Consider the following 26,534-nt stretch of genomic DNA (forward strand, 5'->3'; position numbering starts at 1 on the left):
GTGGTTCAGTTAAAGAATTCCCCATAAGTAAAATAATTGGGTGAAAGTGACACACAGTATGCTGTTACCACGAATTTGTCAGCAAATATCAGTAATGGCATTATAAAGAATAAAGAGGACGGCTGCATGCTTCATTTAATTTATCAAAGATTTCAGCTAAATCTTCAATGCATTTTCCAGCTTTCGTAGCCCTATTATTTGGTCACGCTTGGATTGTCCCTCCTCAAATAAAAGCAAAAAAAAATCAAAAAGAACCTTGTCGAAAAATACTAGGTTTTTTTATAAGATATTCAAAAATATACTAAGTTTCACAAATACAATTATTCAATTTCTGGTTTAATTAATTGTATTTGTATGCGTCCTTCGAGTAGTAGTTTATGCAATAAATTCCGACCATGGCTTTGGTTTGTAAAAGATTGTCCATACCTAGTCATCAGTTTTTCTACTGCAGTTTCATAAGTGGTCTCTATTTCTTCTGATTTATCTGAATCATAAATCGAGTATGCAAAGATTAATTTCGTGAAACTCTGATATAAGTTAACACTATCAAATATAGATTGAAAATATGAATAATCAGCTTCCCCTAGTGAATGGCCGTAAATCGTTATTTGATCAACGTATTGACTGTTCCAGTCCTCTTTGATGTTACTAATTGAATTGTTTGTGAGTTTCAAAATTCTGGATGTTTTAGTAAATTTCACTAGGTAAGGATCAAAACCTTGTCCATTTTCATTATCAGAGGCATCAATGCCAAAAATAATATTTTTATCCTTCAACGAACCGTGAATGTTTCTGTAAATCAATATATCATTACTAATTTTTGGGGTGTAGTTGAAAGACAATACTTGAGTCGAAATAATGGGATCATCGGCTATAATCTTATATAACTTTTTTGCATTCAATACATACCCTGTGTCACTTAATATTTGTTCATCAAGATACTCCGAAAAAGCTGATTCAAATTTTTTGAGTTCTTTCAAAAGCAATGGTGATAAAATGCTACGAACGTCACTGAGATTAAGAATAAAATTTTCAGTGTCATCGAGATCAGTTTTTTCACTAACGTAGTCTTTGAAATAGGGATATGAATGTACCAACTTCTCAATTATGTAGTAACAGAGCCAATAATCGCGTAAGGCATGTTTTTCATCATTGTCTAACGTAGAATCACCATGAATCATTTCCCTAAATTGCCAGGAAATTGGAATAACTTTTGCCGCATCCTGAAAAATATTGGCATAAAAATGTACATTAGTACCATGCACACCTTGTAAAATTTCTTTTATGACACTTTCTACATCTTTCCAATTCTGTAAACTATCAAAATTATTTTCTAGATAAGTGCAGATCAATAAATCCCAAACGGAACTGTGCTGTTTATTTTTCAACAGGTTGTCTTCCCAATTATGATTTATGGAGTTAATATTACTTAAATTGTTTAAATTATACCTTCTCTTGTAAAAATCAACAAATGTTGATTTCAATCCTGCTTGCAAATCGAACCCATTTCCTAAAATAAGCCATTGGTTATAATTCATTTGGCAACCTCTTTTTTACTAATTCATGTATTATTCAGAATAGCATATCCTTTTAATGAATAATATACGATTTTATATGTCATTAATGACAGTTAAACCTGTTTCATCTCGAATTTTTTTCATGTTAGCGAAAGCCTGTGCACAATATTAGTGATCCTAATGAACTATCTGCTGAAAATGAGTTATTTTAGGCGATGCTGCTACGAAAAAATATGGGTTCATAATTTCAGTTCTTGAAACTCACCATCTCTCGTCAGTAAATTAATGATTCGTTTGACACCGGCATCTGTAACATCAAATTTATCGGCAATACTATGCTGTAATACTTCGGTTAAGTCGTTGACAATAAAACGTTGGTGTAACACTTTGGCTATACTTTTCGCTGTGTCAAATTGTGGCAGATGATGATATTTATCGCTAAAGTCGTTAAGATAATGTGCTTGATATTCTTTGTATGTCATAGTTTCTCCTAAAGGGTACGGTGATTTTGTGATTCTATTTCTTCAATTTGTTGCTCTCTGGCTACGTTCTTTTGGTTACGTAAGAATTGACGTTCTGCGTTTGTTTCAGCTCGAATGTCTTGTTGCCATATCCGGTTGATTTTTGAGTAGGATTTGTTGTTTTTCAGCATCACGTTATCTATTTGTGTTTTATTGAAGTTATTTTTGACAGGAATATTATTTACTTTTGCTACTTTTGAATTACTTTCTTGAATGTTGTTTTTCTTGAGGCCAGTTTTAAACGTCGTCTTTGTGAGATGGCTATCTTGGTGATCATGAATTCTTGACCTGATGCCAATCAATTTGCGATCAATTGTTTCTAATTCATTATCTTGAATTTGATTAAAATGGCGATAGAGTTTATTGGCAAGTCGCCTACGCAACTCCTCATCTTTGTTTTCTGACAGCTTGCGCTGACCTTTGTGCATCACTCCCTGGTCTTCAATGTTGAATGCATCAAATTGTTGACCCAATTTTTTAAATGCAGCATACTCCTCTTTAAATTCGGTCTGAAATAAATCATTAAGTAATTGATTGGTGAGGTGGTTGGCCTTTATAGGGACCTAATTGTTTTAACATTTCAGTTCTTGTCTCTTTCGATTCTTTTGCAAACCAGAGGTGCATATTTAAATGATCGGTGTCCTGGTGAATCACTCCAAACCAGACAACATCTCGGTCTGATTCACCCAAAGGTAATTTAAAACCCTGGTTAATCAATGTTTTCGCGATTTTTTGTTGGGCATGTTTTAAATAGTTACTAATTTTCTTTTCCTATCCATTTTTTTGGTTAAAAAATTTAAAATGTTAGGCTATGCTTTATAGAATCCTGAGCATGATTAATGTTTCTAACATAAGCGTAACAGCATTTTTAAACGATTAATAATAAATGATATTAGACTTGAGTAGCAAACGAATTATTAAATTAGTTGAACAAAAAAATGTCCTCTTTGCTAGAACAAATTAGTTACTCAAGAAAAATGTTGAAAAAAAGCAGTCTACTATAGACTACTTTTTTGTTTAATATTGACCTACGTCAGATATGCCTACGATTGTACTTCCTACAATTCCAAATCCGACTTTCGTAGCGCGGGGATTAGCAACCCACATACGATGACCAGGAGTGCCATTGGTTATCATGTTTGTTTCATTGTACCACGCATTAATCATATCACGAGGGTTCCAACCTATTCCAACGACCTCACCGTTTGTATGCAAATGATTTGTTGGAAGGCCACCATTTGCAACAGCATTTTCTGCACGTGCTTCAGCTCGAGCAGAAAGATTAGCATCAAGTGATACTGGATTTAATCCTAAAGATTGACGCTTTGCATTCAAAGAGTTTAACAAAATTTGTACTTCGGGACTTGCGTTGGGTGTTACATTGTTCTTCTGAGTCAATTTAACTTCGAAAGCTTCAATGCGGCGTCCTTGTCCAGTTGTTCCAGCTAAGTCACCGTTAGAAACCCAATTTTGCCAACCTGTACCCTCAACATGAGCCCTATATTGAATATCGTAGTATTGTGCAATATCTCCCTTCAATCTAACTTGGAATGCTTCCACTTGGCGTCCTTGTCCGGTTGTTCCAGCAACTGAGTCATCAGAAGACCAATTTTGCCAGCCAATACCACCAACGTGAGCTCGATACTCAAGGGAACTATTGGAAAATCCGTTAGCCTGTAGCTCCATTTTAAATGCTTCTACTCTTAATGCTTGTCCAACAGTGCCGGCTGTTTGACCATTGGAGACCCAACCTTGCCAGCCGACATTTTGCACATGGGCCTGATAACTAATAAATGGAATAACGGAAGCATTTACCTTGGTACCAAAAAGTGATAGCCCCATAGTAACTGTTAAAGTCACAATTAACCATTTTAAAAACTTCATTTTCGACCTCTTTCCCTCTCTTATATAAACCATCACATCGATGGCTTTGTGCATAACATAACTTAGTTATAGCACTATAACGTTTGAGAATCAAGAAAAGATTAAATATTATTTTTTAAATGTGTTCGACTGTTTTGTTAAGTTGCTTTCGCTAATGATATAGTTAGGCCTATTCTTAGTCTCTAAAAATATTTTTGCAATATACTTACCTATTATACCGAGAGACAGTAATTGTAGTCCACCAAGAAGTAAAATAAGTACTATTAACGTTGGAAAACCCGTTACTAGATCTCCAAAAAAGAGCGTTTTAAAGAGATAAAATGCACTCAAAGTAAAAGAAGAGAAGCAACTAAGAAAACCGATAAATGTTGCAATATTAAGCGGCGTTTCAGAAAAATTGATAATACCGTCAATCGAATAGCCCAACAAATCGAAAAAACTCCAAGAAGTTTTTCCTGCCACCCTTTCTTGATTTTTGTATTCTAAATAATACACTCTATAACCAACCCATGTAAAAATACCTTTTGAAAAGCGATTGTGTTCGTTTAATTCCAATATACTGTTGACAACCTGTCGAGTCATCAAACGATAATCTCTTGCTCCGTCTACCATTTCGGTGCTTGAAATAGTATTGACTATTTTATAGAAAAGCTTCGCAAAAATAGACCGAATAAAAGGTTCCCCTTCACGAGAGGTACGTCGCGTACCAACAACATCATAGCCTGATTGTAGTTTATAGTACATGTCGTTTAACATTGCGGGTGGATCTTGTAGATCTGCATCCATTACAGTCACGTAGTCCCCGGTGGCTGCTCTTAAACCTGCAAGAAGTGCTGCCTCTTTACCAAAATTTCTTGAAAAACTTATATATTTTATGTTTTGATATTTTTGAGTCAACTCTTTTAGTTTAAAAAGTGTATTGTCTTGCGACCCATCATTAATAAAAATAAAAGTTTTTTCTAATGGTAAAGATTTTGTTTGCTTGTTCACTTCGCTGATGAATAGGTTCAATGTTTCCTCTTCATTATAAACTGGTACGATTATCGAGAGTGTTTTCATAAATGTTGCCTTTCCAAATGTTAAAAATCCAATATCCACCTAGTATTGCCCAACTCAACATGAAAATTAAAATGCTAACTTGATGTACCCAGGTTTTGTGATACTCTAAACGAATCATTTTCGCGCCATGAGGAGTAACTGAAATAAATCCTTCGGTATCCTTGTATAAACTAAGTTTTTCCCCTGATTCATTAAATGCTACAAACCCTTTCAGATAGGTAATGGGTGTTTGTACCTTTTTTACGTTTCTGGGAATAGTGTTAATCAAAAAACTATTTCCTTTCACAGTAGTCTTATTAGGGTAGGTTTTTTGATCAAATTTTACTAACGATTCAATGTAATTTTTTTTATGATATTTCATTTGACCAGGTGCACGATAATCATCTAGTGCAAGATTAGGATTGTTCAATATCACTTGAATATTTGAATTATTAACCGTAAACAGACCATCAGTCTTAATACTATCTTTAGTTGGCAAAATAAGGCGGTTGATTGTGTTATTAAAGCCATCAACATGAAACTTCTTGGCAACAGTGTTCAGCATCATTGAATTAAAAGCTAAATATAAAAGTCCAAGGCAAACTATAGGAAAAAACCATTTTTTAATTTTTCCTAAATCATTTACGGCTAAGGCTACAAACACACTACCCACAATTGCGGGTAAAAAGTTCCAACGATAGGTCATTTGTAATGCGCCGCTTAAAGCAGGGTTCACTAGGTACCAAGGAAACAAATTCGAATATAAAAATAACATCGCCGCCAAATATGAAATAGTTAAAAGTGTGTAAGTCTCATTAAATTTTTTATAAACGAACAGTAGCACAGCAAAAATAATAACTAGTAATGATAAGGCATCTTCAATATTAAACAATCTTCCAAAAACTGTGTTAAAATTGGCGCCGAATAAATCAGGATTATTTGGTAGATTGGACCAGCTGTTAGCTCCTCGTTGTTGAAGAAATGGAAATACAAATGCAGATGAAAGCGCTAGTATTACAGCCAGAGTGATCAATAGGAATTTTATTTTGTCCCAGGTCATCTGCCGTTTAAAAAACGAAACAATAACCATAAAAACAACCGTCAATACGATGCCTAAAGTAGTTGGTATTGACAGCATGATAGCAATACTACTATATATGGCGGCTCGTAACCACGTATTATTTTGATGAAGAAAAATAATATTATATAAACTTAATAATATCACTGGTGCAATTAATAAGACGATATTTGAAGCATACTGTGTCATATACTCAATGCGACTAATTGCCACATTATCGACAATTGCATTCCCTACTCCAGCTGTAAGTATATATGTAATAGAGAACGTGAAAGAAAGTTTCAGTTTCGATGTGATCTTATACATAATTGAGAAATTTGACCAGAGTGTAAAATAAAGCACCAAAATATTAAAAATTATAATAGATGTTATAGGTAGATCGGTAAGACGCCATAAAAATAGTAGTGGATAGAAAAAATAAGATGGGTAAAAAAAATTGAGTCCGTAACCCCAAGTGTTTTTTCCTGAATGTCTCACAATATCTGGGAAAAACTGTCCGTACTGTTGATCCATGATCAATTCATGGAAGCGCGCTAAATGAAATTGACTGTCGCGCCATAGTACCAATTCACCGTTTAGTAAAAATGGCAGAAAGAGTATTAACGCTGTAAACAAAAAAATCAGATGAAAAGGTAAATTCGCTCGTAAATATTTTTTCAAAATAATCCCCCAAAAAAAATTAGAAAATAGTGTACATATCTTTAGTATACATGATAATAATTGAATTAGTAATGCTATAAAATATTTGAATTACTATTTTGAAGTCAATGTAGACACAATAAATTAAAGAATGAAATAAGAACACTGTTACAATTTGTTCTTTTTTATTTTCGATAAAATCATCCTATAACAAATACAAAAAACCGTCGCGTTGAGTTAAAAATAAGCTTGTGAATTTTCTTTTTTTAACAAACAAAAAACAGACTTTGAAAAGCCTGTCATAGCGTTGCTTTGGATAGCACGTGTTATGTTAACTTTAATTGGTATGGGTAGAAAACACATGTTAAATATTTAATTTCAATTTTGTTTTTTATCATACTCAATTTCTCTTAATATTATTGCTATTTCTTTATATGCTAAATCGTCAAAAAATCCATATATCATAAAAATCCAACTGTAAATCACAATAGCTAAGAAAGAACCAACTATGGTTATAGTGTTATAAAAATCGGACCACATGAATTTTGCAACGACTTTCGAAGTTGTGTTGAAAATCAAGCTAAAAATTGAAAGAAAAAAGCAAATGCGGCAGTTGTAGTACTAAATACTTGTAAATAAGGTATAGTGGATCGCAATTCTTCAGTGAGCATCTGTTGTCCATTTGTAGTGAATGACATATATATTTTTTCCAAATATAATTTGGCTTCACTTGATCTGACAATCCATCTGTGTCTAAGAATTAACATAGTAGTTGATACTAATATAAGCGATAATATTATTTTAACTCCTGCTCTATCACTAGGGTTTTGAATTTGATCCAAAAGAGGTAAATTTTGTGATTCAGCCCCTGGCTCAAATATTAATATTGAGGACAATATCACAAACCACGTAAAAAACGTAATTTCTTTTAAATACCATGGCATTCTCTGATTACTAAAATCAACGTATTCTTTTCTAATTTTTTTTAATGTTGGAGACATAAGAAACCCAATGAGATGATGAATATTCCTTTTATATATTTTTTTTAAAGTATTAATTTTGCAGGTAAATCTATTAATTTATATTATCTCATAACGTTAGGATAATATATACCAATATCAAATTCTCTTATGTTATGGAACATCTATTACAACTAATTCATATTAATTGAAATGTTTCAAGACATGATGATGTTCATGTTGCAACAGACTTTCATCACTAAAAAGAGAAGACCAGCTACTAACAAATACTCATAGTTGGATTTAGAGTGAAAGACCTCGGGTTGAAGATGATGAAATTAATCGCTAAGACCGTTAAGATAATGCGCTTAGTGTGACATAGTTTCCCTAAAGGGTACGGTGATTTTGTGATTCTATGTCTTCGATTTGTTGCTCTCTCGCCGCGGTCTTTTGGTTACGTAAGAATTGACGTTCTGCGTTTGTTTCAGCTCGAATGTCTTGTTGCCAGATCCGGTTGATTTTTGAGAATGATTTGTTGTCTTTCAACATCACGCTATCTGCTTGTGTTTTTTTGAAGCTATTTTTGGGAGAAATAATGTTCACTTGTGCTACCTTTGAATTGCTTCCGTGAATGTTATTTTCCTTAAGGCCAGTTTTACTCATAGGTTTTTTGAGATGACTAGCATGATAATCGTGAATTCTTGACTTGATGTCAATTAATTTATGATCTATTATTTCCAAATCATTATCATGAATTTCATTAAAATGGCGATAGAGTTTATTGGCAAGTCGCCTACGCAATTCCTCATCTTTGTTTTCAGAGAGTTTGCGCTGACCCTTGCGCATCACACCCTGATCCTCAATGTTAAAAGCATCAAATTGTTGGGCCAATTGTTTGAACTCATCATATTCTGACTTGAATTCGTTTTGAAACATATCATTAAGTAGTTGGTTGGTGAGATGGTTGGCCTTCGCCATGTTTGTATTGCTTGCCATTAGACTACTGTTACCGATTTGCCAGTGTCCTTTTTGCTCTTGAGGCAAGGCACTGTATATCGCTTTGATTTGTTCAAGATAACGCGTCTCTCCAAATATTTTACCGCTATTTTCAACGATTTCGTTTTTTAATTGTCCTAAGCCTTTGAGGACATCTACACGTTTTTGCCTTGACTTATCGTTTATCAGCTCATGTCTAAACTCACGTTTTGCTAATTCAATCTTTTGTAATGGAATGACCCCTGTTGGTTGGCCTTTATAGGGACCTGATTGTTTTAACATTTCAGGTCTTTCCTCTTTCGTTTCTTTTGCAAACCAGAGGTGCATATTTAGATGATCGGTGTCCTGGTGAATCACCCCAAACCAGACAACGTCTCGGTCAGATTCACCCAAAGGTAGTTTAAAACCCTGGTTAATCAATGTTTTCACGACTTTTTGTTGGGCATGTTTTAATTTGTCTTGATCAATGTTACCTGTTTTTGGATCATACAAGTTGTTCTCGACTAACCAGTCACCACGTAGAGAAAACGCTAACTCGTGAATGTTGTTGCCATTTGCTTGCGCTTTATCTAACCGCTTGCGTAAGACAGATATGTCGTGATTATTGTAGTGTAATTTGTCACTGCTAAATATTGGTTCTTGTTCAGTTGTTGCAGAGGTACGTGTTGCGTAACCAGACTCACTGAATTGTTTTTTTAAATCTAATAATTCAGTGATTGATTCATTATTTTGATCGTCGGTTTTATCCTTGTTATTTGCGTAATCAACTAAGTTAGAATACTTTTGACCTTTGGCATTTGCTGAACTGGCTGTCACAAATTGTGCTGGCAGGTTAACCATTGCGGTCTTTTTTTCACCTAGTTTAAAAGCTGCTAGTTTTCCTGTTTTAGCCATTTTGAATTGCCTCTTGAATTTCTTCAATGCTATCGAACTCTTGCTCATATTTTTCGGACAAACGAAAAACTTTGACTTTAGGAATATCTAAAATACTGGCGACACTCTCCAATGATTGATGAAAATTGTTTCTTAATACCAAAACCATCTGCGCATTATAGTAATCAACTAAATCTTTAATCGGTCTTGTTGCTATCTTGTTGTTATAAGTTGCTGGTTTGTGCCAATCATGCTCTTGTAATTTTTTCAGATACTGCTTTAACTGTTTATTTCTGTTCTGTTTGGTCTTAGTCATTTGAAATGATTCCTCTCTCTTGATTTATTTTTTGGATCCTTTGTTTATCTCGGAAGCGAATATTTTTATAGGCGGCAAACGATTTTGCTAATTCCGAGTCTTCCTCTAACTCTGTTTCTGTTCCCAAAGCCTTCAGTTCAATTTCACTCATTGGATTAAGCATGTATTGCACTTTATTTGTTGGGTCAATTGATTCAGGTACTGTGTCCATCAGATGATAGATCATTGACATCATGAAGCTTAACGATTCCTCAATATTTTTATTTTGTGCTGTCAGTTTAACTTCATTTTTGGATTGCGTGAGGTCATTTAACCTTGAGGCCAGTTCGCCAATTGTCAAGTTAGCGTTTTTTGAATTGAGGACAATATTTTCAACAAAAAAATGAAGAGTAAATTTATAAATCGTACTTCTAGCGAAATGACCATTGATTACATCTGGATGCCGCTTTAACCAATTAAGCATTTGTTGGAAATACCACTCTTCGTCTCTCGAATTTCGTATGGTAATCATTTTCGGACTTGATTGATAAATTTCCTCAGGCACATCATAATCAGCCAATAAGGTATCTAGGAGTTGAAGTTCGTCTTGAATTTTTTGGGGGACGTCTGAAGCTATTTGATTGGCATATTTTTTTGTGAGAAAATTTTTCCTTTTGGCTAGGTTTTTGATGTGTTCAATTCTGATTTCAATCGCATCTTTCATTACTTTACCCCTTTTGTTGCCTGACCGTTTTGATAGTTAATTTGCCAACTATCCTGCACGTTGAAAATGTAAACATTGAAGTCAATCGCAGTGTCATTTAGTGACTGTGCCATCATGTGAACCCCACGAGGCACTAATTCCATATTGCGGTATATTGGGGTTACTTGATAGCGCACATAATGGCTATCAGATTGTCTCAAATAATCAGCTACTTCTGTCTCGTAAGTCACCATACTTTTAGCATTTGGACGACTGTCTGCGTTTAATTGTCTAGTGCCAGTAATGAGATTTTTAGGCTCGTTATTCAAACCTGTAAATTGATAGCCAATCAGATGGCTTCGGTTATATAACCAGTCGCTTTCATTGACGCCCGTTTTAATGGCATGGTAACCAGGTGTTTGCACAGTTAATCGTTCACGTGCTTTATCCTTTTGAGCTGGGGGCATCAGCTTTTTATTTAACAAAGCATTCGCTACCTGCGGTCGACCTAGCCAATCTAGACCAGAAAGTTTTTGCCAACCGGTCGCTGTAAGCTTTAACTCATCCAGTGAAAATGCTGAATGATTTTGATTGACTGCCACAACAGATTGACCGTTAAATTTCTGATTTGCTAGCTGCTCGTTTTCTGTTTCATGGTGCGTTTTTTTATCAATATTAATGATTTGTGATTCAGTACTGAGTGAAACTATTTTCTGCATAAGAGTGACACGATTGTAATAGCCGATGCCAATTAAAATGACAAGTACTATCAAAATACGTCTAAAATATTTTGCGCGTTTATAGTTTTTCATTGACTACCTACTTTCATAGCTCTAACTACCTTTTTGCTACTATTTTCTTTCATCATTTTTCTTCTTCAAACTGGTTCTTATTCTTCTGGTAATTCCATTTTGGGTAAATAAAAATCTAAGCGTTCAATAATTTTTTTGGCCAGTTGACCAATGACTAATGTATTTTGATTTTGCGTTTGAATTAAGCGATTGTTTGCTTCAATTAAGTCATCTATGTATGCATGCAAAACTACAGATGACTCAACTTCTTGAATATTTTTGGCATAGTCTTTTAACACCTCACGAATCAATTCGTTAGATGTGACATTTAACTCACTTGCTCGCGCATCAATTAAATTTATAGTTTCTGTATCTATACCACGTATCGTTTTTATAGTTTGACTCATAAGTTACCTCTTTTTTATTTTATGGATTGTAACAGGTTAAGGGGGAATGAAATCATTGCATGATTTATCCCGCCGTGCGGGCATTCCAAGGATTTCAGAATCAGGCAGATGTAATACGGTTGTTGTACACATGTAATACGGTTTCTTTACATGATTTTCGTGCAAAAAAATGACCCTTTTGGTCTATTTTCTAAAAAACAGTGGATTAAATTTCCTTGGTTTTTGGTAGCTGTGAGTGTCCTTTTTTAACCTGCTTGATGGTTGCTTCGTATGATTCAACTTTAGTCTTTGCGTTGCCAATGTTGTTGCGTGCCTCTGAGATTTGACTACGAATTTGAGTGATACTACTCCGTGCATTTTCAATGCTTGTTTGCAGTGAGCTATCAGTTGTATTGACTTGTTGTTTCTCCAAATCTTTAATCGCATCCGTCTGTTGTTCAATCGCTTTTTGATATGATGCAATCGCTTGTTTATTCTTACCAATCACTTCATTTTGATTGGCTATTTTGTCTTGATATTCTTCAATAGTTAAAGTCCGTTGCGAGGCATCTCTCAGCGTATTTGAATACGATACTTTGTCACGATTGACCGTGAACTTCCCTTGGTTTGCTTCAGCTTTAGACGTCTTTGTGGCACTACTACTTGAAGCGATTGCACTCGCGCTATTGGGTGCATCAATTTGATTTGTGTTGATATTTTTGTCGTGTGCTGTCACGGTAACCACGTTAAACTTTGAACTCAAATTGGTGAATTTGACGACCATAGTATTGTTCGAAGTTGGGATGTAATAGCCTTTAACTTTTCTGCCTTTGGTATCGGCAATGGCTGTAAAGTAAATGTTATTAATATCTACGAATTGATTTTTTGAATCGCCACCATTTGAGATGCGATAATGTAATTCTAAGACGCCGTTGTTTGGATTGAATGAAGATTTTGTTAACGTAGCAGATTTGTTCATTGAGCCAAAAGGCATTGGGGTATTGAGTGGCGTACTTGGAATATTAGAAGGACGTGGTACGACACTGACAAGAATTGTCACTGAGACAGCCACAAGCATGAAAATGGCGAATATCGCGAGTAAGTTCCTTCGCTGGTGTTCAACAAACCAGGTAATAAAACGTTGATAGCTTTGATTCAAAAAAGTAAATTTATCACCAAGCCATTTAAAGAAATTCATTGTTGCAATCATCAATATTCACCTCCCCATTCATTGAAATCGGCACTGTCAAAGTTCGGTATTGGTGGCAAATCAGAACTCGAACTTTGTTGATTTGTATCAACAGTTTTTGCTATTTTTGGTTGCCCATAAATTCTGAAAAAATTGACAACATTTTGCATTTCATAAACTACTTCTGTTGTTTCTGGTTTTGTATACTGATGGTTTCTCATGTTGAAATCGACCTCAACAACTAGTCCCTTTTGTGTCAAGAGATCACGAACTAATTCGGCCGTTTTACCAAAAGAAACATAGTCGATGTAAGTTGCCTTACCGTCTTTTAAATCGTTAATGGCAAGCGAGAAATAAGCGACAGGTAACTGCTTTTCCCCACGAAGATAAAACTTGATTTCGCGACTGAGACGGCCGACGTGGTGATTAGTTTGCATAATAATACTCATCCTTTCTTTGCTGCATCACTTGTTTAATTGGGGCTATTTTTAACTTCAATGTTTTAGACAAGGTTTGGTGTGTATCAAACAACCGCAAATAGCTACTTGTGGGCTTCGGCACATCCTGTGGTAAAGAACGGCAGCCAACATATTTCTGACCAAAGCAATCTTCAAAAACGTAATTTCGAACTGTTCTGCGCTGATCATGCTTCATAATCAAAGCCCTAAACTTTTCAGAAGACAGGCATTCATTTTTCAGTGGTTGAACTAAAATCAAAACCTCTTGATCCTGCGATAACCGGTTTAATACTTGCACATCAAACAGGGACATTTGGTTGGTCTTCATCCTGAACCTCCTTTGGCTTAGCCGCTTCGTGAAATGGTAAATTGTAGGCCATCATTAACTTCTGAATGGCCTGATAAGACGTCTGCGATGTTCGGTACATTCTGATTGCACCATCATCTGTCAGTGTGCCTTTTTCGATGGCTTTTAGAATCTTTTGTGTGAGTTCTCCTGATGACTGCGCAGTAAATAATATCTTTGCGTTAAAATAATCTACTGCTAAAAAGACGTTGTATTTATGTAACATGCGCTCCCCCTTTTAAAAGCTATTTAATACCCCATGGCGTACTTATTAGTCGTCACAGCTGTTCGCAAACGAGCAGCTAATCCTTTCGCAAAGTATCGACCGAATTGTTGATGATCAATCAGATTTTCATTCATGTAAGCTAGTTGTTTTTTGGCATTTTCTTCAAGGATGCTGATGAGTCTTACCTCGCCGTGAATGCGTATTTGGTTTTGCAAAATGGTGTTGCCACTTCGTAATTCATCTTTTAAAAACCCTAACGAATCAACTAATGATTTGACCACGATAGCAGATTGTACAGTATCAGTAACCAGTAAATCTGAAATTAGTTTATGCACCAGGTTTCTTAGTTGTGGATATTGCACTAATAGATTACCTGTCGTGAGTAAGTCGTTGACAGGCATTGAAATTTGATTTTGGTTCTCGGTCTCACCAATATATTTATCATCATCATCCAAAGAATTATTTTTAGTTTCATTCAAATCAGTATCACTAAACTCAGTATCACTTGACTGTCGTTTTGACAGTTCTTGACCTGTTATTTTGACAGTTCCGGTACTGCCGTTTTGACAGTTCTGGTACTGTCGTTTTGACAGTTCCTTGTTTCCCAAGGGCTCAACCCTGTGGATAACTCCTTTTTCAACATTTAAATTGCCGATGTATAGTAAGTTTGGCCGGTTTAATCCCTGTCGTTCCTCCTCAAGTAACCCGAAAGCGTTGAGCTCTTTTTTGATAGCAATTAGTTTCTTTTCCCCAACACTCAACATCCGTTGTAAGGCGCTATTTTTATAAATTAAATAGACATCACCCACGTCATCAATCCAACCATTCTTTAAAGATAGTTCGAACCGGTCTTTCAAAATTGCATAAGCTAATTTTGATTCTGGCTTCATTTGACTGTATTGTTCATCTTCAAATAGCGCTTTAGGTACACGATAAAATCTCTCACTATTTTCTACTTGTTTTTTGCTTATTCTATCCATGTGCTAGCTATCCCCCTTAGTAATTTTCTTGTACCAGGATGACTGATATTCTTCTCCATAACCCATTTCTTCTAATAACTGGTCAAAAGGAAGATCAATATAACGATACATTTCGATGAATGTTGCTAAACGTGGATCGTAATCTGGTGACGTTTCAGCTGTTGATGCAGTAGATGTTGTGATCTTTCCTTCAGACTTATTAGCTAACTCTGACAGAGAAAGGCGATTTTTTAAACGATAAGCCTTTAACTTAGCCCCAAAAATGTTCTTCATAATAACCCCTGTGTATATCCGCTTTTGCGGACGAATCGTGCAAAAAATTAACCGTCATTTGGACGATTTGTTCTAAAAAATATGCAAAAAAAATAAGCCCAACAAAGGACTTAAAGAATAGAATTATATAATTCATCTATTTTGTATGTATAATTTGTGAATATATTTACAAAACAATGACAATATAACATATATCTAACGCAGAGTTTTGGCTGAACAGCCTGATGCGTTGATAAATATGTGTTTCCTAGCCCTCTGTTAAGCTAAATTATGCACTTTACACTTAAAAAGGTGCGGGCAAATTGCAAGCGGTAAACCACTCGGTTCACCAATCAATAAGGCATCAATATGGCTAGCTAAGCCTAATTCAACCATTTGTTTGGCACCGATTTCACCACTTTCTTCGCCGACTGTTGCGTAAAATTTGAAAGTACCGTTTAGTTTGGATTCCTGTTTCTTTAAATTAACCATAGCAATTGCGGCTGCCATTAATCCAGACTTCATATCAGTTATACCGCGACCAAATATTTTACCATCGATTTTCTCACCGCTCAGTGGATTATGCTGCCATTTATTCATGTCGCCCAGTGCTACTGTATCTTCGTGTCCATCAAAAGCTAATATTGGTCCATTCCCATTGCCAATTTCAGCAATTACACCTATCCTCCTGTCAGATAATTTAACAAGTTTATTCGTAATATTGTGCTGATTAAAGAGCGCTTCTAGGTATGCTGCAACATCAGCCTCATGATTACCGGCTGTGTTCATCCCGACAATGTCTTGTAACATCTGTTCTGCTTGATTCATTCTTTCACACTTTCTAGATCATTAAGTTCATCAATACACATCACTAATAACGCTTAAAAAAAGCACCTTGTCATTATCATGAGAGGCGCCTCTTGATTTTTTATAATTGTCCCCATGCAGATGAGGCAATGGTTGGAAATAGATGTACCATACGTTCAATTTCACTGGGTCCAAATTTGAATTCAATAGCAGGTAATAAGGCATTAATGACATCATCTGCTTTATGTGATACTTCAGTCGCGCCAACAAGTTTGTGATTTTTATCAAAAATTAATACATTATCACCCATTTGTTCTTGATCAACTTGTCGATACCAATCATCTGGTATGTGGTTTGTTTCCAGCGTGTAACTTTCCGGATGAGCCTTTGCTTCCGCCACCGTAACACCAACTTGCGCTAAACGTGGTGAAGTGAAGACAACTGACGGAATAACCGGATAAACAATTGGTTCTGTTGTTTCGCCTGCAAATGTGTGCATCAAATACAATGATTCAAAAATAGCTGTAGGCGTTAGCTTAGGCTGAGACTTATCAATAACATCCCCAGAAGCATAGATGTTAGGGACCGAAGTGCGCAAATAATCATCAACGACAATACCCTTCGCGTTGTATTTCACACCAACTTCTTCTAGGCCAATATTTTCAACGTTGGGGATACGCCCTGTCGCATCAAGTACCCAATCGGTCTCAATCGCTGCACTGCCAGTATTAACAGTATATTGCTGCCCATTTTCAGTGATTTCTTCGACAGTTACGCCACGCATAAAGGTTACACCGCGCTGAGTTAAATCGTTAATGATTTCTTCTACAAACGGCTGATGATATGCTCGGAGCGCTTTATCGCCTCGCAACAAGACTGTCACTTTTGCACCCGCTGCATTTGCCATCGTTGCAAACTCCATGGCAATATAACCCGCACCAATCACTGTAACGTGCTGTGGTATCTGCTCTAAGTTTAAAAATTCTTCAGAATCATGAGCAAAATTTGTGCCAGGAATATCTAATCGATTTGAGCGTAGACCTGTTGATATCACAATTTTATTTGCTGTCTTGGCTTGCCCATTGATCTTTACCGTGTGCTCATCGGCTAAGATGCCACGGCCAAAGATAATATCAATATTATTGTTATCTAATAAACCTTGAATGAAGGCTGGCAAACCATCAATTACGGCATGCTTGTGTGCCTGATTAGCTGGCCAATTAATTGTTGTCTCACCAGTAACAACCCCATGCACATTTTCCATATGTCTTTGTAACGCAACTGGGGAATCAAGAATAATTTTTGCATTGCAACCACGATTAGGGCATGTTCCACCTACTAAGTCCTGCTCCACCACGGCTACTTTTTTGCCTTTGGCACCTAAGGGAATAGCCCCATCAAAGGTACCGTGCCCACTACCAATGTACAAAACGTCATAATCATATGTTGCCATTTAGTTTTCCTCCAAGTTCATTCCGGGTGTTACAGACGATGTGTCTCCAACTAACCTGTTAATTATATTATATCGAAAAACACTATATATTCCTATTTTGAACCATTTATCACAAATAAAAAAGAAACGATAGTCATCGTTTCTAAGCATAATTAGACCTATTATCAGGTTAGTATTCATGGCGTCGATAATTATTTCCTGAGCGCCGTAGCAATTTAACCACCACTACAATGATGATAATTAATAAGATTAAGATAAACCAGCCAGCAAAACCACCCGATTGTGTTTGCATGCGACCGTCTTGATCATAGTAAGTGTTGTTGCCAAATCCAAACATAGTATGCCATAAGGAATTTCCCATATGACTACCAATCGACCAACCAACACCCCAACCGATGCCACGCGTTAAACTACGCCCAAAGTCAGACATGATGCCACCTTGTCTGGGTTGCGAACGATAAGATTGATAGCGTGTTTGCCTATTATTGTCGCGATTGATACGATACTTTTTTTGTTGCACTCTGTCAGTGCCAGAACGTGGTGTCTCTGATTTAGGTGTTTGATAGCTTCTAAACGTTGACGATGGGTTTGAACGTGATGTGGTGCGTCCACCACCAGTTGTATGACTCCCACCACTGAAACTGCGAGCCGCAGCATTCTCCGGTGCAAAAGCGACCAATGGCGCAATCAATAATATTAGCCATAATTTGGCCATGTGATGTGTAATACTTTTCAATTTCTTTCTCCTAATTACCAAACCACTTTTGTAGGAAGGATTTTTTCGGATCACCAGTTGCTGATGAGGTTGTTCTGACTTTATCGTAACTGAATTTATCATAGCTGCCTGTTGTCATATAATTTTCTAACGATGCAAAAGCATGTGGTGAATAAACAACAACATCCCAACCTAGCTGATGAAACATGTTAAAAGCCACAATATCTTCGAATGTTAATTCACCCAGAGACTCTTGATGTACCACGGCCAATAATGGGACTTCTTTTGGATAGTCAACTTCCAGACTCATTTCTAATAACTCTTTAGGTAGGTCTAGCAATACCGATAAAACAAACTGCTGATTTTCGATTGTTTGCGAGACACTGAACGGCCAATCACTAAGCAGTGCAACAATTGCTTCGGCAATTTGGTTTTGCAATAACTTATTCAGTAATTGATAAGCCCAAGCATCAGATTGTTGTAACGCTTGTGCCGTAAAATTAGACATAATAGCATTAAAGTCTTCTGATGAAATTCGCCAGTCACTTGTGTTCATATGACGCGTAACTAATGCTTGTAACCCATTTGTATCACGAATACTGTCAAGGTGTTGCCAATATGGTTTTTCATTAGCTGGCAGCCCATCAACCTTAGCAAAAACGGTCGGGATAGTGATTAATTTATTAGCATCATCTTGTACAAAACCAGAACGAATAACTGCTGGCATACCAAGCAAAATATTTAATTCAGCTAATGTTGTTTCAATCCGCACAACATCCATTTGATAAGCCTTTGTGGCAAAATCTTCCTGCAATAAAGCACTGTTTTGTGATTCTTCAAGAAGTTCATCTTGCGCCTGACGTGCTAATGTTTTAATTGTTTTCTTGACCATTATTGTCTACCTTAACATCATTAACGGCTGATTTAAAATCAGTCATTATTTTGTTCATCTGCTGACGTGATGCTTCACGCTTTTTAGCATTCGCCTGCTCAATCGTTTTAGTTTCTTGAACTGCATCTAATATTGTTGTGACAATACTTTGCATATCTTCAACAGAGACCGTTGGTTGACCACTTGATTCCAAAATAAATTTATTGTTGACGGCCAAACGCTCCGCATTTTTCTTCATCAAGTCTGCTGTTGCCTGTTTTTGTGCATTAAGTCCCTGTTGCGCATAATTGCCTTGCAACGCTGTAACAGCTTGAATAAGGCCTGTTTGTAAGGCCGGAATCGTGTTAATAAATGCCGAATGGTACTGTTGAATTAAATTCAGATTGTTATCTTGGGTTTGTTTGATTTGAGGGGCTGTAATGGTTGCCATCGTTTTAGCCTGCTCTAAATCAAATGCGCGTTTATCCAAAACTTCAGCTGCTTGTTGCAACTTTGGTAATGCAATTTGCGCATCTTCGTCACCACCTTGTGCGGACAACAGTGTATTTTGAATCGTGATAGCTTGTCGATTACGCAAAATATAAATTAACGCAATATATTGATCCAAATTTTTAGCATATGTTGTATTGGCCACAGCAAGCTGATCCATATCATCCACACGTTTTTGAATGGTGTTTTCATAGGATTTGAGCTCCACAAATAACGTTTTAACCTCACCACCAATTGACTGGTATTTTGCTACACGTGCTTTCAGTGTTGCTTCTGCCTTATGAAATAAAGCCCTCAGTCCACGTTCTTGATCTAACTTAAGTTCCTTAAACTCAATTTGTTTTGTTAATTTGACTAATGCGTCTAGAATTTTAGTTGAGCCAATAGTATCAGCAACAGTGAGTTTATCAAGTAGTTTACCAGCAATGCCTGACATTTCATCTGCTGGTTCTTTCCCTAAATCATATAAAGCGACCGTATTTGTCAAATCAATACTGTCAGCTATTTTAATCACTTCAGAATCAGACATCAACGCCTTTGCAGTAACAGATTGCGGTTCATATTGATTATTATGTGGTTCGATAGCCGGTGTATCAACTGAAAATAAGTTTGACATGCACTTGACATCCTTTGTTTGATTTTTAAATTTCTTTATTATACAACGGTTGAGATATAAAACTCAATCAATTTGGTTACTTTATCTTAGGCTCTGTACTGTTTTAGCGCGAAATAGCTTTGCCAGCTAATTGTTTTAGTTTTGCGGTATTGACTTGATAACGATTACGCCCGACTTTTATCAATAGCTGTGCCGTTTCAAACTGCTGATAGGTGTTTAATAAGTGCCTGTAACTGATACCAAGATAAGCCATCACAACAGCGTGTGGTTCGCTATATTCACCGCGATAAGTATCAGCTAAAATAAATGATGCTAAACGAAATTTGAACGGATAAGATTGGCCAACAATCATCATGTCTGTACGCTCTAATAGTTTTCTTGTCAGGTATTGGTTCATGTTTTTTAAGTAGTCAACGTTAGTTAATAAATACTGATTGACCAGTACATTAGGTATTGTGATACACGTTGTATCCCCAATAGCAATAACCTGTTTTGAAGTATTTTCAGTCGTTAAAAATTCTAGTTCACCTATCCAATCATTGGGCTTTAGAAATTGAATCAAATTGGTCTGGCCTTCTTGTGATAAAAAAATGACTTTTGCACGACCCTTAACCATATAATATAGTCTGGCCGTGTGGTTATTGCTTTCTGAGGTGGTAATTATGTCTCCGTTTTTAAAATGTGTTAAAAAACTACCGTTAACGACTGCCGATGGTAGAAATTGTAATTGATTATCTTCAATAATTTTGACATCAAGCATAGTTACTCCAAATGTGCATTATAGCATATTATTATTTTAACATATTCAGTATACTTACTTGTACTAGCAAAAAGATTGAACGATTGAACAGGAGCTATAATAACGATGCTTAAAAATATTATATTTGATTTGGATGACACCCTTTTAGATTTTAAACGTGGTGAATATGAAGGGTTACGTGACATTTTTATTGCCCAAGGGATCAAAGATTTAGACAAGGTTTTCCAAACCTATAACAAAATAAACACACAAGTATGGCTCCAAATTGAAAATGGCCATCCAGCGCAACCATTACTTAACACCAGATTTTCAGACACACTTGCCCAATTCGGTATATCAGCTGACGGTGGGCAATTAGAAAAAACTTATCGCGCTAAACTAAACCAAAATTATCATGTTATCCCAGGAGCTATAGCGTTGCTTGATAGCCTGAAACAACAAAACTATCAACTTATCGTTGGCACAAATGGCGTTGCCAAAACACAATATGCGCGGTTACAAGGTGCAGGTTTAATGCCCTATTTTGATGATGTTTTCATCTCAGAAGAAATTGGTTATAACAAGCCTAATCCACAATTCTTTACCCATATATTAAAACATGGGCATCATATAACCCGAAATAATACTGTCATGGTTGGTGATCGTTTATCTGCAGATATACAAGGGGCAGTAAATGCTGCATTACCAAACATATGGTTTAATCCACGTAATGAACAATCAAGTACTACGATTCAGCCTGATTATGTTGCGCAAAACTATCATGATATGTTGACAATCATTACGCAAAACATGTCTTAACCTTAGAATTTATACAAGTCTTTTGTTACGGGTTTTTCATACCGCAAATATGCTGCAGTTATTCGAAACTTTCATTACAAGCGCAACTGTTTTACAATGATGTTAAGGAGGACATAAGATGTCAAAGACAAAAGTTATTGTAGTTGGTGCTTCACACGGTGGACACCAAGCTATTTTAGAGTTAACGCGTCAATATCCTGAGCTTGATATTAAGTTATTTGAAGCCGGAGATTTTGTGTCATTCATGTCATGTGGGATGGAACTTTATCTGGAAGATAGTGTAACTAACGTCAATGATGTTCGCAATTTCAGTCCGGAAAATATCAGTCACCTCGGTGCAGAAATTTATAATAACAGCGAAGTCATCGCAATCAATACACAACAGAAAACTGTAACAGTCAGGGACACAACGGCTAATCAAACACAAGAATATGATTATGACAAGTTGATACTAAGTTCTGGCGTTACACCTAAACGATTGCCAGTTGCCGGTAGTACACTTGAAAACGTTTATTTAATGCGTGGCAAAGATTGGGCGACAAAAATAAAAGCCAAATTGGAAGATCCCTCAGTTCAAAACATTACAGTGGTTGGTGCTGGTTATATTGGCATTGAGGCTGTAGAAGCAAGCGTCAAAGCAGGTAAAAACGTGACACTCATAGATGTCATCGATCGTCCTTTGGGTAACTATTTAAATGCACCGCTAACAACCATCATAGAAAAGGAACTAAAAGATAATGGTGTGACCGTTATTACTGGCGCCAACATTCAAAGTTTTGAAGGTCAAGATAAAGTCACTGCTGTTAAGACCAACAACAATAATTATCCGACAGATCTGGTCATTCAAGCTGTTGGTGTTCAACCAAATACAAGTTGGTTAGATGGCGTTGTTGCACTTGATAATCGTGGCTGGATTAAGACTGATGAGTATTTACGCACGAATGTATCAGATGTATATGCTGTAGGAGATGCTGTTCTCTCCTACTCGATACCTGCACAAACTAAATTACCTATTGCTTTGGCATCAGTCGTTCGTCGTCAGGTACGTTATGTGATTACCCACTTGTTTGAAAATCAACCTGCATTACCTTTTAATGGTGTTGTGGGATCATCTGCATTGAGTGTCTTTAATTATAGATTTGCCACGGCCGGTTTAAATACAACTACAGCAGAAAAGGCTAACGTAACATTGCGGAGTGCATATTATCAAGATCAATTAAGACCAAATTATGTGCCCAAAAGTAAAGGAAACTGTGATGTCTATGTCACCTTAGATTATGAGCCACAAACTCATCGTCTTTTGGGCGGCGCAGTTCTCTCTACTTATGACATTACTGCCCAGGGCAATGTCATTGCGCTAGCTATTCAACATCATCTCCGCTTAGAAGATTTAGCTGAAGCAGACTTTTTCTTTCAACCAGAATTTGACCGTCAATGGAGTCTACTCAACTTAGCAGCACAACATGCCCTCGGAGAACCAGCTTTTTAAAATGTAAAACAATACGATTACGCTAAAGATTTTAGAAGTGATTACCAACAATGGTAATCACTTTTTTGTATACATCAATTGCCAATAAATGATAAATAATAAAATGTAAGCGCTTGCATTTTATTATTTTAAGCTATATAATTGTGGCATAACTTGGAACGTTCCATTTAGTATGTGATATTTATTTATCCTACTGCTAGTTATTTAAAGCATCGAATACGCACGAACTAACAAAAGGAGTAACCTATTATGACTTATGATAAGTGGTGGCAAAAGGCTGTTGTCTATCAAATTTATCCAAAAAGTTTTCAAGATAGCAATAACGATGGCGTCGGAGATATACAAGGTATTATTAATCGTTTACCCTATATCAAAGCATTAGGTGTTGATGTCATTTGGCTAAACCCTATCTATCAAACACCGGATATTGATGGCGGCTATGATATTTCTGATTATCAAAGTATCAATCCGCAACTGGGTACGATGTCTGACTTTGAGTCGTTAATTAGCGAAGCCCATCATCTAGATGTGAAAATCATTATGGACTTAGTAGTGAATCACACGTCATCTCAACATGAGTGGTTCCAAAAAAGTATGGTCAGCAAGCCAGCAACAAACAAATATCGTGATTATTATGTTTGGCGAGACCCAGTAAACGGACACGAACCAAATAATTGGGGCTCTTTTTTTTCGGGTCCTGCATGGACGTATGATGAGCCTACTGGTCAATATTACTTGCATTTATTCACAAAAGAACAACCTGATTTAAACTGGGATAATCCTGATGTTAGAGAATCTATTTTTGCAATGATGAATTGGTGGGCAGACAAAGGTATCGACGGATTTAGAATGGATGTCATTTCACTGATTTCTAAACCTAAGAATTTACCTGATGCCCCAGTCGAAGAAAATGATACCTACGGTAACCCAGGCGTAGTAGTTTCTAACGGTCCACGTGTCCATCAGTATATTCAAGAAATGAACCAAAAAGTGCTCTCAAAGCATCATTGGATGACGGTTGGAGAAACAACTGGTGTCACGACTGATGAAGCAAAAAGGTATGCAAGTTTGGATGGAAACGAACTGAACATGCTTTTTCAATTTGAACATGTTGGCTATGATGGCAACTCAAATGCAGCTTTAGGACAATTTTCCGGATACAAACCAACGTTGCATGACATCAGAAAGAGTCTCGTAAAATGGCAAAAGGCCTTTGCTGGCAGTGCCTGGACTAGTTTGTATTGGAGTAACCATGATCAGCCAAGGGCTGTATCCTGGTTTGGCAATAAAGCTCCGGAATTTCGTGACTTATCGGCTAAAATGCTGGCAGCACTCCTCCATTTCATGCAAGGCACACCGTATATTTATCAAGGTGAAGAACTTGGCATGACCAATAATGATAACTTTCACGATATTTCACAATATCGTGATGTTGAAGCAATCAACCTATACCGTACTACCGTGCTAGAAAAAGGTTTGGCAACCTCAAATGACATGCTAGATTATCTTCGCGTACATTCTCGCGACAATGCAAGAACGCCTATGCAATGGGGTAACCAGTTATATGCTGGATTCAGCGCGCATAAACCTTGGTTAGAAGTTAATCCTAATTATAAAACCATTAATGCCGAGGCCGCCCTTGAAAATCAAAATTCCATCTTTTATTTTTACCAACAACTCATTGCCTTACGTCACAAATTGCCTGTCATCACGAATGGCCGATTTGATCTTGTAGCAAATAATGAAACAGATGATCAAATTTTTGCCTATACGCGACAAAACAGTGACATGGTATTACTCATCATTGCTAATTTCACCGACAAAACGGTCAACCGGCACTTTGATTTACCAAAACATTATAAGTGTCTCATTCAAAATTATCATGATGATTTGTTAGATATAATCCGTCCATACGAAGTTAAAGTTTATCAATATGCCCCGAACGCTTAATGTTTCCATAGAAAATTAATGAATAAAGAAGGTTATTATTATGGCAAGTAATGTAAGTATTGAACAAAATAGCGGCAAGCTACCTTGGAATGAGCGTCTAAGCTATGGTATTAGTGATTTTGCTTGTAGCTTTAGCTTTAACCTTGTTGGCACCTATTTAATGTATTTTTATACTGATGTATTCGGTATTACAGCTAGTGCCGTCGGTACTTTAATGCTCGTAGCCCGCGTTATTGATGCTATTGACGGCCCTATTTGGGGGATTTTAATTGATCACACACACACAAGATGGGGGAAAAGTCGACCTTATTTTTTGTGGTTTAATGCCCCCTTCACTTTTTTCTCCATTCTTTGCTTCACAACGCCCGACTTACCCATGACTTGGAAAATTGTCTGGGCCTATGTCACCTATATTGGTGTAGACGTTTTATATTCAGCCATCAATATTCCATTAACATCAATTTTACCAAGTATGACAACTGATCCAAAAGAACGTGTTTTACTATCAACAATCCGTTCGTTGTTCTCTAACTTTGGTGGTACTTTAATATCCGTTATTGCCTTACCCTTAGTTACACTGATTGGTGGTAAAGATCAAAGCCGCGGTTTTTTCTGGGTAGCTGTACTAGGCGCCTCAGTATTCTTTGTACTCTATCTAGTCGCGTTTTTCAACTTAAGAGAACACGTTCAAACACGTTCATCGCAACAAGCTTTGCCAATTAAAGAGTCTTTAAAAGCACTAAAAAGAAATTGGCCCTGGTTAATTGTTGTTTTGGAAATTTTTATTTATTGGATTGGCATGAGTGCTAAGGGACAGGTAACGATGTACTTCTTCAAGTATAATCTAAACGCCCCAGGTTTAATTCCGTTAGCGCTATTCTTTAATGCAGCAGGTATCATTTCGGTTTTCTTAACGCCATATGTGGTTGGCAAATTAGGCAAGAAGAATACCATGCTGGCTGGGTTATTTATTGGCATTATTGGTCAAGCCATTCTAGGCATTGGCGCGCATATGTTAAATATTCCAATTGTTATTATTGGTATAATCGTCGGTAATTTTGGTAATGGCTTTGTGGGTGCACTACCAGCGGTATTGTTATCTGATGCTGTTGATTACGGTGAATGGAAAAACGGCGTACGTGCAGAAGGTATTGTCACTTCAGCTTCCAGTTTTACCGCTAAATTTGGTATGGGATTAGGTGGCGCAATCACAGGTTGGCTCTTAGCACTGGGACAATATGTTCCAAATAAGACGCAAAGTGCCTCTTCGCTGTTGAGTATCGAATTTAATTACGTTTGGATTCCTCTCATCGCTCTCTTTATTGGCTTTATGCTTGTCGTTTTTTATAATTTAACTGCAGAGAAAGAAAAGCAGATGAATCAAGATTTAGCAATTAAACATCAGCGTGAAAACGATGAATATTCAATGTAGTC

28 protein-coding genes are annotated in these 26,534 nt (G+C 36.6%); 4 read left to right on the plus strand and 24 right to left on the minus strand.

The genetic code is table 11. The annotated features are described in order from the left end of the window. Window positions 1–320: 320 nt before the first annotated feature. The 24 genes from FAZ25_RS07475 to FAZ25_RS07590 all read right to left on the minus strand — a co-directional run bounded on the left by FAZ25_RS07475 (window position 321) and on the right by FAZ25_RS07590 (window position 20,863). A complete protein-coding gene (locus FAZ25_RS07475; RefSeq protein WP_004903059.1) occupies window positions 321–1,538 on the minus strand; it encodes an AbiH family protein in 1,218 nt (405 codons plus the stop codon). 218 nt (window positions 1,539–1,756) lie between these two features. Continuing rightward, on the minus strand, window positions 1,757–1,999 hold the full coding sequence (locus tag FAZ25_RS07480) for a hypothetical protein (RefSeq protein WP_192269316.1): 243 nt from the start codon (window positions 1,997–1,999) through the stop codon (window positions 1,757–1,759). Window positions 2,000–2,007: 8 nt separating this feature from the next. Beyond that, window positions 2,008–2,466 (minus strand): hypothetical protein, encoded by a 459-nt coding sequence (locus FAZ25_RS07485; protein WP_243236204.1) that lies wholly within the window; start codon window positions 2,464–2,466, stop codon window positions 2,008–2,010. Between the two features lie 589 nt (window positions 2,467–3,055). Further along, window positions 3,056–3,922, minus strand: a complete 867-nt coding sequence (locus FAZ25_RS07490; protein ID WP_004903067.1) for a CAP domain-containing protein — start codon at window positions 3,920–3,922, stop codon at window positions 3,056–3,058. A 108-nt stretch (window positions 3,923–4,030) separates the two neighbouring features. Beyond that, window positions 4,031–4,981, minus strand: a complete 951-nt coding sequence (locus tag FAZ25_RS07495; RefSeq protein WP_004903070.1) for a glycosyltransferase family 2 protein — start codon at window positions 4,979–4,981, stop codon at window positions 4,031–4,033. Beyond that, window positions 4,947–6,698 (minus strand): MFS transporter permease, encoded by a 1,752-nt coding sequence (locus FAZ25_RS07500; protein ID WP_220457266.1) that lies wholly within the window; start codon window positions 6,696–6,698, stop codon window positions 4,947–4,949. The genes FAZ25_RS07495 and FAZ25_RS07500 overlap by 35 nt, the downstream gene beginning before the upstream one ends. Before the next feature lie 554 nt (window positions 6,699–7,252). Beyond that, entirely contained in the window at window positions 7,253–7,678 is a 426-nt protein-coding gene (locus tag FAZ25_RS07505; RefSeq protein ID WP_004902801.1) for a hypothetical protein, read from the minus strand. A 345-nt stretch (window positions 7,679–8,023) separates the two neighbouring features. Next, window positions 8,024–9,526 (minus strand): MobP2 family relaxase, encoded by a 1,503-nt coding sequence (gene mobP2, locus FAZ25_RS07510; RefSeq protein WP_004902803.1) that lies wholly within the window; start codon window positions 9,524–9,526, stop codon window positions 8,024–8,026. Next, the gene (locus FAZ25_RS07515; RefSeq protein WP_004902805.1) at window positions 9,519–9,821 is read right to left on the minus strand and encodes a hypothetical protein; all 303 of its coding nucleotides are present in this window, start codon (window positions 9,819–9,821) and stop codon (window positions 9,519–9,521) included. Before FAZ25_RS07515 ends, mobP2 begins: the two co-directional genes overlap by 8 nt. Continuing rightward, window positions 9,814–10,524 (minus strand): hypothetical protein, encoded by a 711-nt coding sequence (locus FAZ25_RS07520; RefSeq protein ID WP_004902807.1) that lies wholly within the window; start codon window positions 10,522–10,524, stop codon window positions 9,814–9,816. The genes FAZ25_RS07515 and FAZ25_RS07520 overlap by 8 nt, the downstream gene beginning before the upstream one ends. After that, a complete protein-coding gene (locus FAZ25_RS07525) occupies window positions 10,524–11,315 on the minus strand; it encodes a DNA/RNA non-specific endonuclease (protein WP_004902809.1) in 792 nt (263 codons plus the stop codon). Before FAZ25_RS07525 ends, FAZ25_RS07520 begins: the two co-directional genes overlap by 1 nt. 77 nt (window positions 11,316–11,392) lie before the next feature. Next, the gene (locus tag FAZ25_RS07530; RefSeq protein WP_004902811.1) at window positions 11,393–11,701 is read right to left on the minus strand and encodes a hypothetical protein; all 309 of its coding nucleotides are present in this window, start codon (window positions 11,699–11,701) and stop codon (window positions 11,393–11,395) included. Window positions 11,702–11,906: 205 nt separating this feature from the next. Beyond that, the gene (locus tag FAZ25_RS07535; protein ID WP_004902813.1) at window positions 11,907–12,890 is read right to left on the minus strand and encodes a hypothetical protein; all 984 of its coding nucleotides are present in this window, start codon (window positions 12,888–12,890) and stop codon (window positions 11,907–11,909) included. Beyond that, window positions 12,890–13,306 (minus strand): single-stranded DNA-binding protein, encoded by a 417-nt coding sequence (locus FAZ25_RS07540; RefSeq protein ID WP_004902815.1) that lies wholly within the window; start codon window positions 13,304–13,306, stop codon window positions 12,890–12,892. The genes FAZ25_RS07535 and FAZ25_RS07540 overlap by 1 nt, the downstream gene beginning before the upstream one ends. After that, entirely contained in the window at window positions 13,296–13,655 is a 360-nt protein-coding gene (locus FAZ25_RS07545; RefSeq protein WP_141562998.1) for a hypothetical protein, read from the minus strand. Before FAZ25_RS07545 ends, FAZ25_RS07540 begins: the two co-directional genes overlap by 11 nt. Further along, window positions 13,627–13,899 carry a hypothetical protein gene (locus FAZ25_RS07550; protein ID WP_004902819.1) on the minus strand — a complete coding sequence of 91 codons (273 nt, stop codon included), beginning with the start codon at window positions 13,897–13,899 and terminating at the stop codon, window positions 13,627–13,629. The genes FAZ25_RS07545 and FAZ25_RS07550 overlap by 29 nt, the downstream gene beginning before the upstream one ends. A 23-nt stretch (window positions 13,900–13,922) precedes the next feature. Continuing rightward, the gene (locus FAZ25_RS07555) at window positions 13,923–14,879 is read right to left on the minus strand and encodes a replication initiator protein A (protein WP_004902821.1); all 957 of its coding nucleotides are present in this window, start codon (window positions 14,877–14,879) and stop codon (window positions 13,923–13,925) included. Between the two features lie 3 nt (window positions 14,880–14,882). Then, window positions 14,883–15,152, minus strand: a complete 270-nt coding sequence (locus FAZ25_RS07560) for a hypothetical protein (protein WP_004902823.1) — start codon at window positions 15,150–15,152, stop codon at window positions 14,883–14,885. A gap of 258 nt (window positions 15,153–15,410) precedes the next feature. Beyond that, window positions 15,411–15,959 carry a M20/M25/M40 family metallo-hydrolase gene (locus tag FAZ25_RS07565; protein WP_243236206.1) on the minus strand — a complete coding sequence of 183 codons (549 nt, stop codon included), beginning with the start codon at window positions 15,957–15,959 and terminating at the stop codon, window positions 15,411–15,413. A 100-nt stretch (window positions 15,960–16,059) separates the two neighbouring features. Beyond that, window positions 16,060–17,391 (minus strand): NAD(P)/FAD-dependent oxidoreductase, encoded by a 1,332-nt coding sequence (locus FAZ25_RS07570; protein WP_192269319.1) that lies wholly within the window; start codon window positions 17,389–17,391, stop codon window positions 16,060–16,062. A 169-nt stretch (window positions 17,392–17,560) separates the two neighbouring features. After that, window positions 17,561–18,127, minus strand: a complete 567-nt coding sequence (locus tag FAZ25_RS07575; protein WP_227005717.1) for a hypothetical protein — start codon at window positions 18,125–18,127, stop codon at window positions 17,561–17,563. Between the two features lie 10 nt (window positions 18,128–18,137). Beyond that, window positions 18,138–18,998: a YceG family protein gene (locus tag FAZ25_RS07580; protein ID WP_192269322.1), complete on the minus strand. Its 861-nt coding sequence runs from the start codon at window positions 18,996–18,998 to the stop codon at window positions 18,138–18,140. Next, window positions 18,979–20,103, minus strand: coding sequence for a toxic anion resistance protein (locus FAZ25_RS07585; RefSeq protein ID WP_192269324.1), 1,125 nt, complete (start codon window positions 20,101–20,103; stop codon window positions 18,979–18,981). The genes FAZ25_RS07580 and FAZ25_RS07585 overlap by 20 nt, the downstream gene beginning before the upstream one ends. A 103-nt stretch (window positions 20,104–20,206) precedes the next feature. Next, the gene (locus FAZ25_RS07590) at window positions 20,207–20,863 is read right to left on the minus strand and encodes a cyclic nucleotide-binding domain-containing protein (RefSeq protein WP_004905831.1); all 657 of its coding nucleotides are present in this window, start codon (window positions 20,861–20,863) and stop codon (window positions 20,207–20,209) included. A gap of 105 nt (window positions 20,864–20,968) precedes the next feature. Here FAZ25_RS07590 and FAZ25_RS07595 point away from each other — a divergent pair, with 105 nt between their 5' ends. The 4 genes from FAZ25_RS07595 to FAZ25_RS07610 all read left to right on the plus strand — a co-directional run bounded on the left by FAZ25_RS07595 (window position 20,969) and on the right by FAZ25_RS07610 (window position 26,532). Then, complete coding sequence (locus FAZ25_RS07595; RefSeq protein ID WP_040176897.1) at window positions 20,969–21,661, plus strand: YjjG family noncanonical pyrimidine nucleotidase; 693 nt, start codon at window positions 20,969–20,971, stop codon at window positions 21,659–21,661. A 118-nt stretch (window positions 21,662–21,779) separates the two neighbouring features. Beyond that, window positions 21,780–23,150 (plus strand): FAD-dependent oxidoreductase, encoded by a 1,371-nt coding sequence (locus FAZ25_RS07600; RefSeq protein ID WP_147002246.1) that lies wholly within the window; start codon window positions 21,780–21,782, stop codon window positions 23,148–23,150. Window positions 23,151–23,399: 249 nt separating this feature from the next. Next, window positions 23,400–25,100 (plus strand): alpha-glucosidase, encoded by a 1,701-nt coding sequence (locus FAZ25_RS07605; protein ID WP_192269326.1) that lies wholly within the window; start codon window positions 23,400–23,402, stop codon window positions 25,098–25,100. 40 nt (window positions 25,101–25,140) lie between these two features. Beyond that, entirely contained in the window at window positions 25,141–26,532 is a 1,392-nt protein-coding gene (locus FAZ25_RS07610) for a glycoside-pentoside-hexuronide (GPH):cation symporter (protein ID WP_012305135.1), read from the plus strand. The last annotated feature ends 2 nt before the right edge of the window (window positions 26,533–26,534 follow it).

Source organism: Leuconostoc sp. LN180020 (genome assembly GCF_014844115.1).
GTDB classification, from domain to species: domain Bacteria; phylum Bacillota; class Bacilli; order Lactobacillales; family Lactobacillaceae; genus Leuconostoc; species Leuconostoc citreum.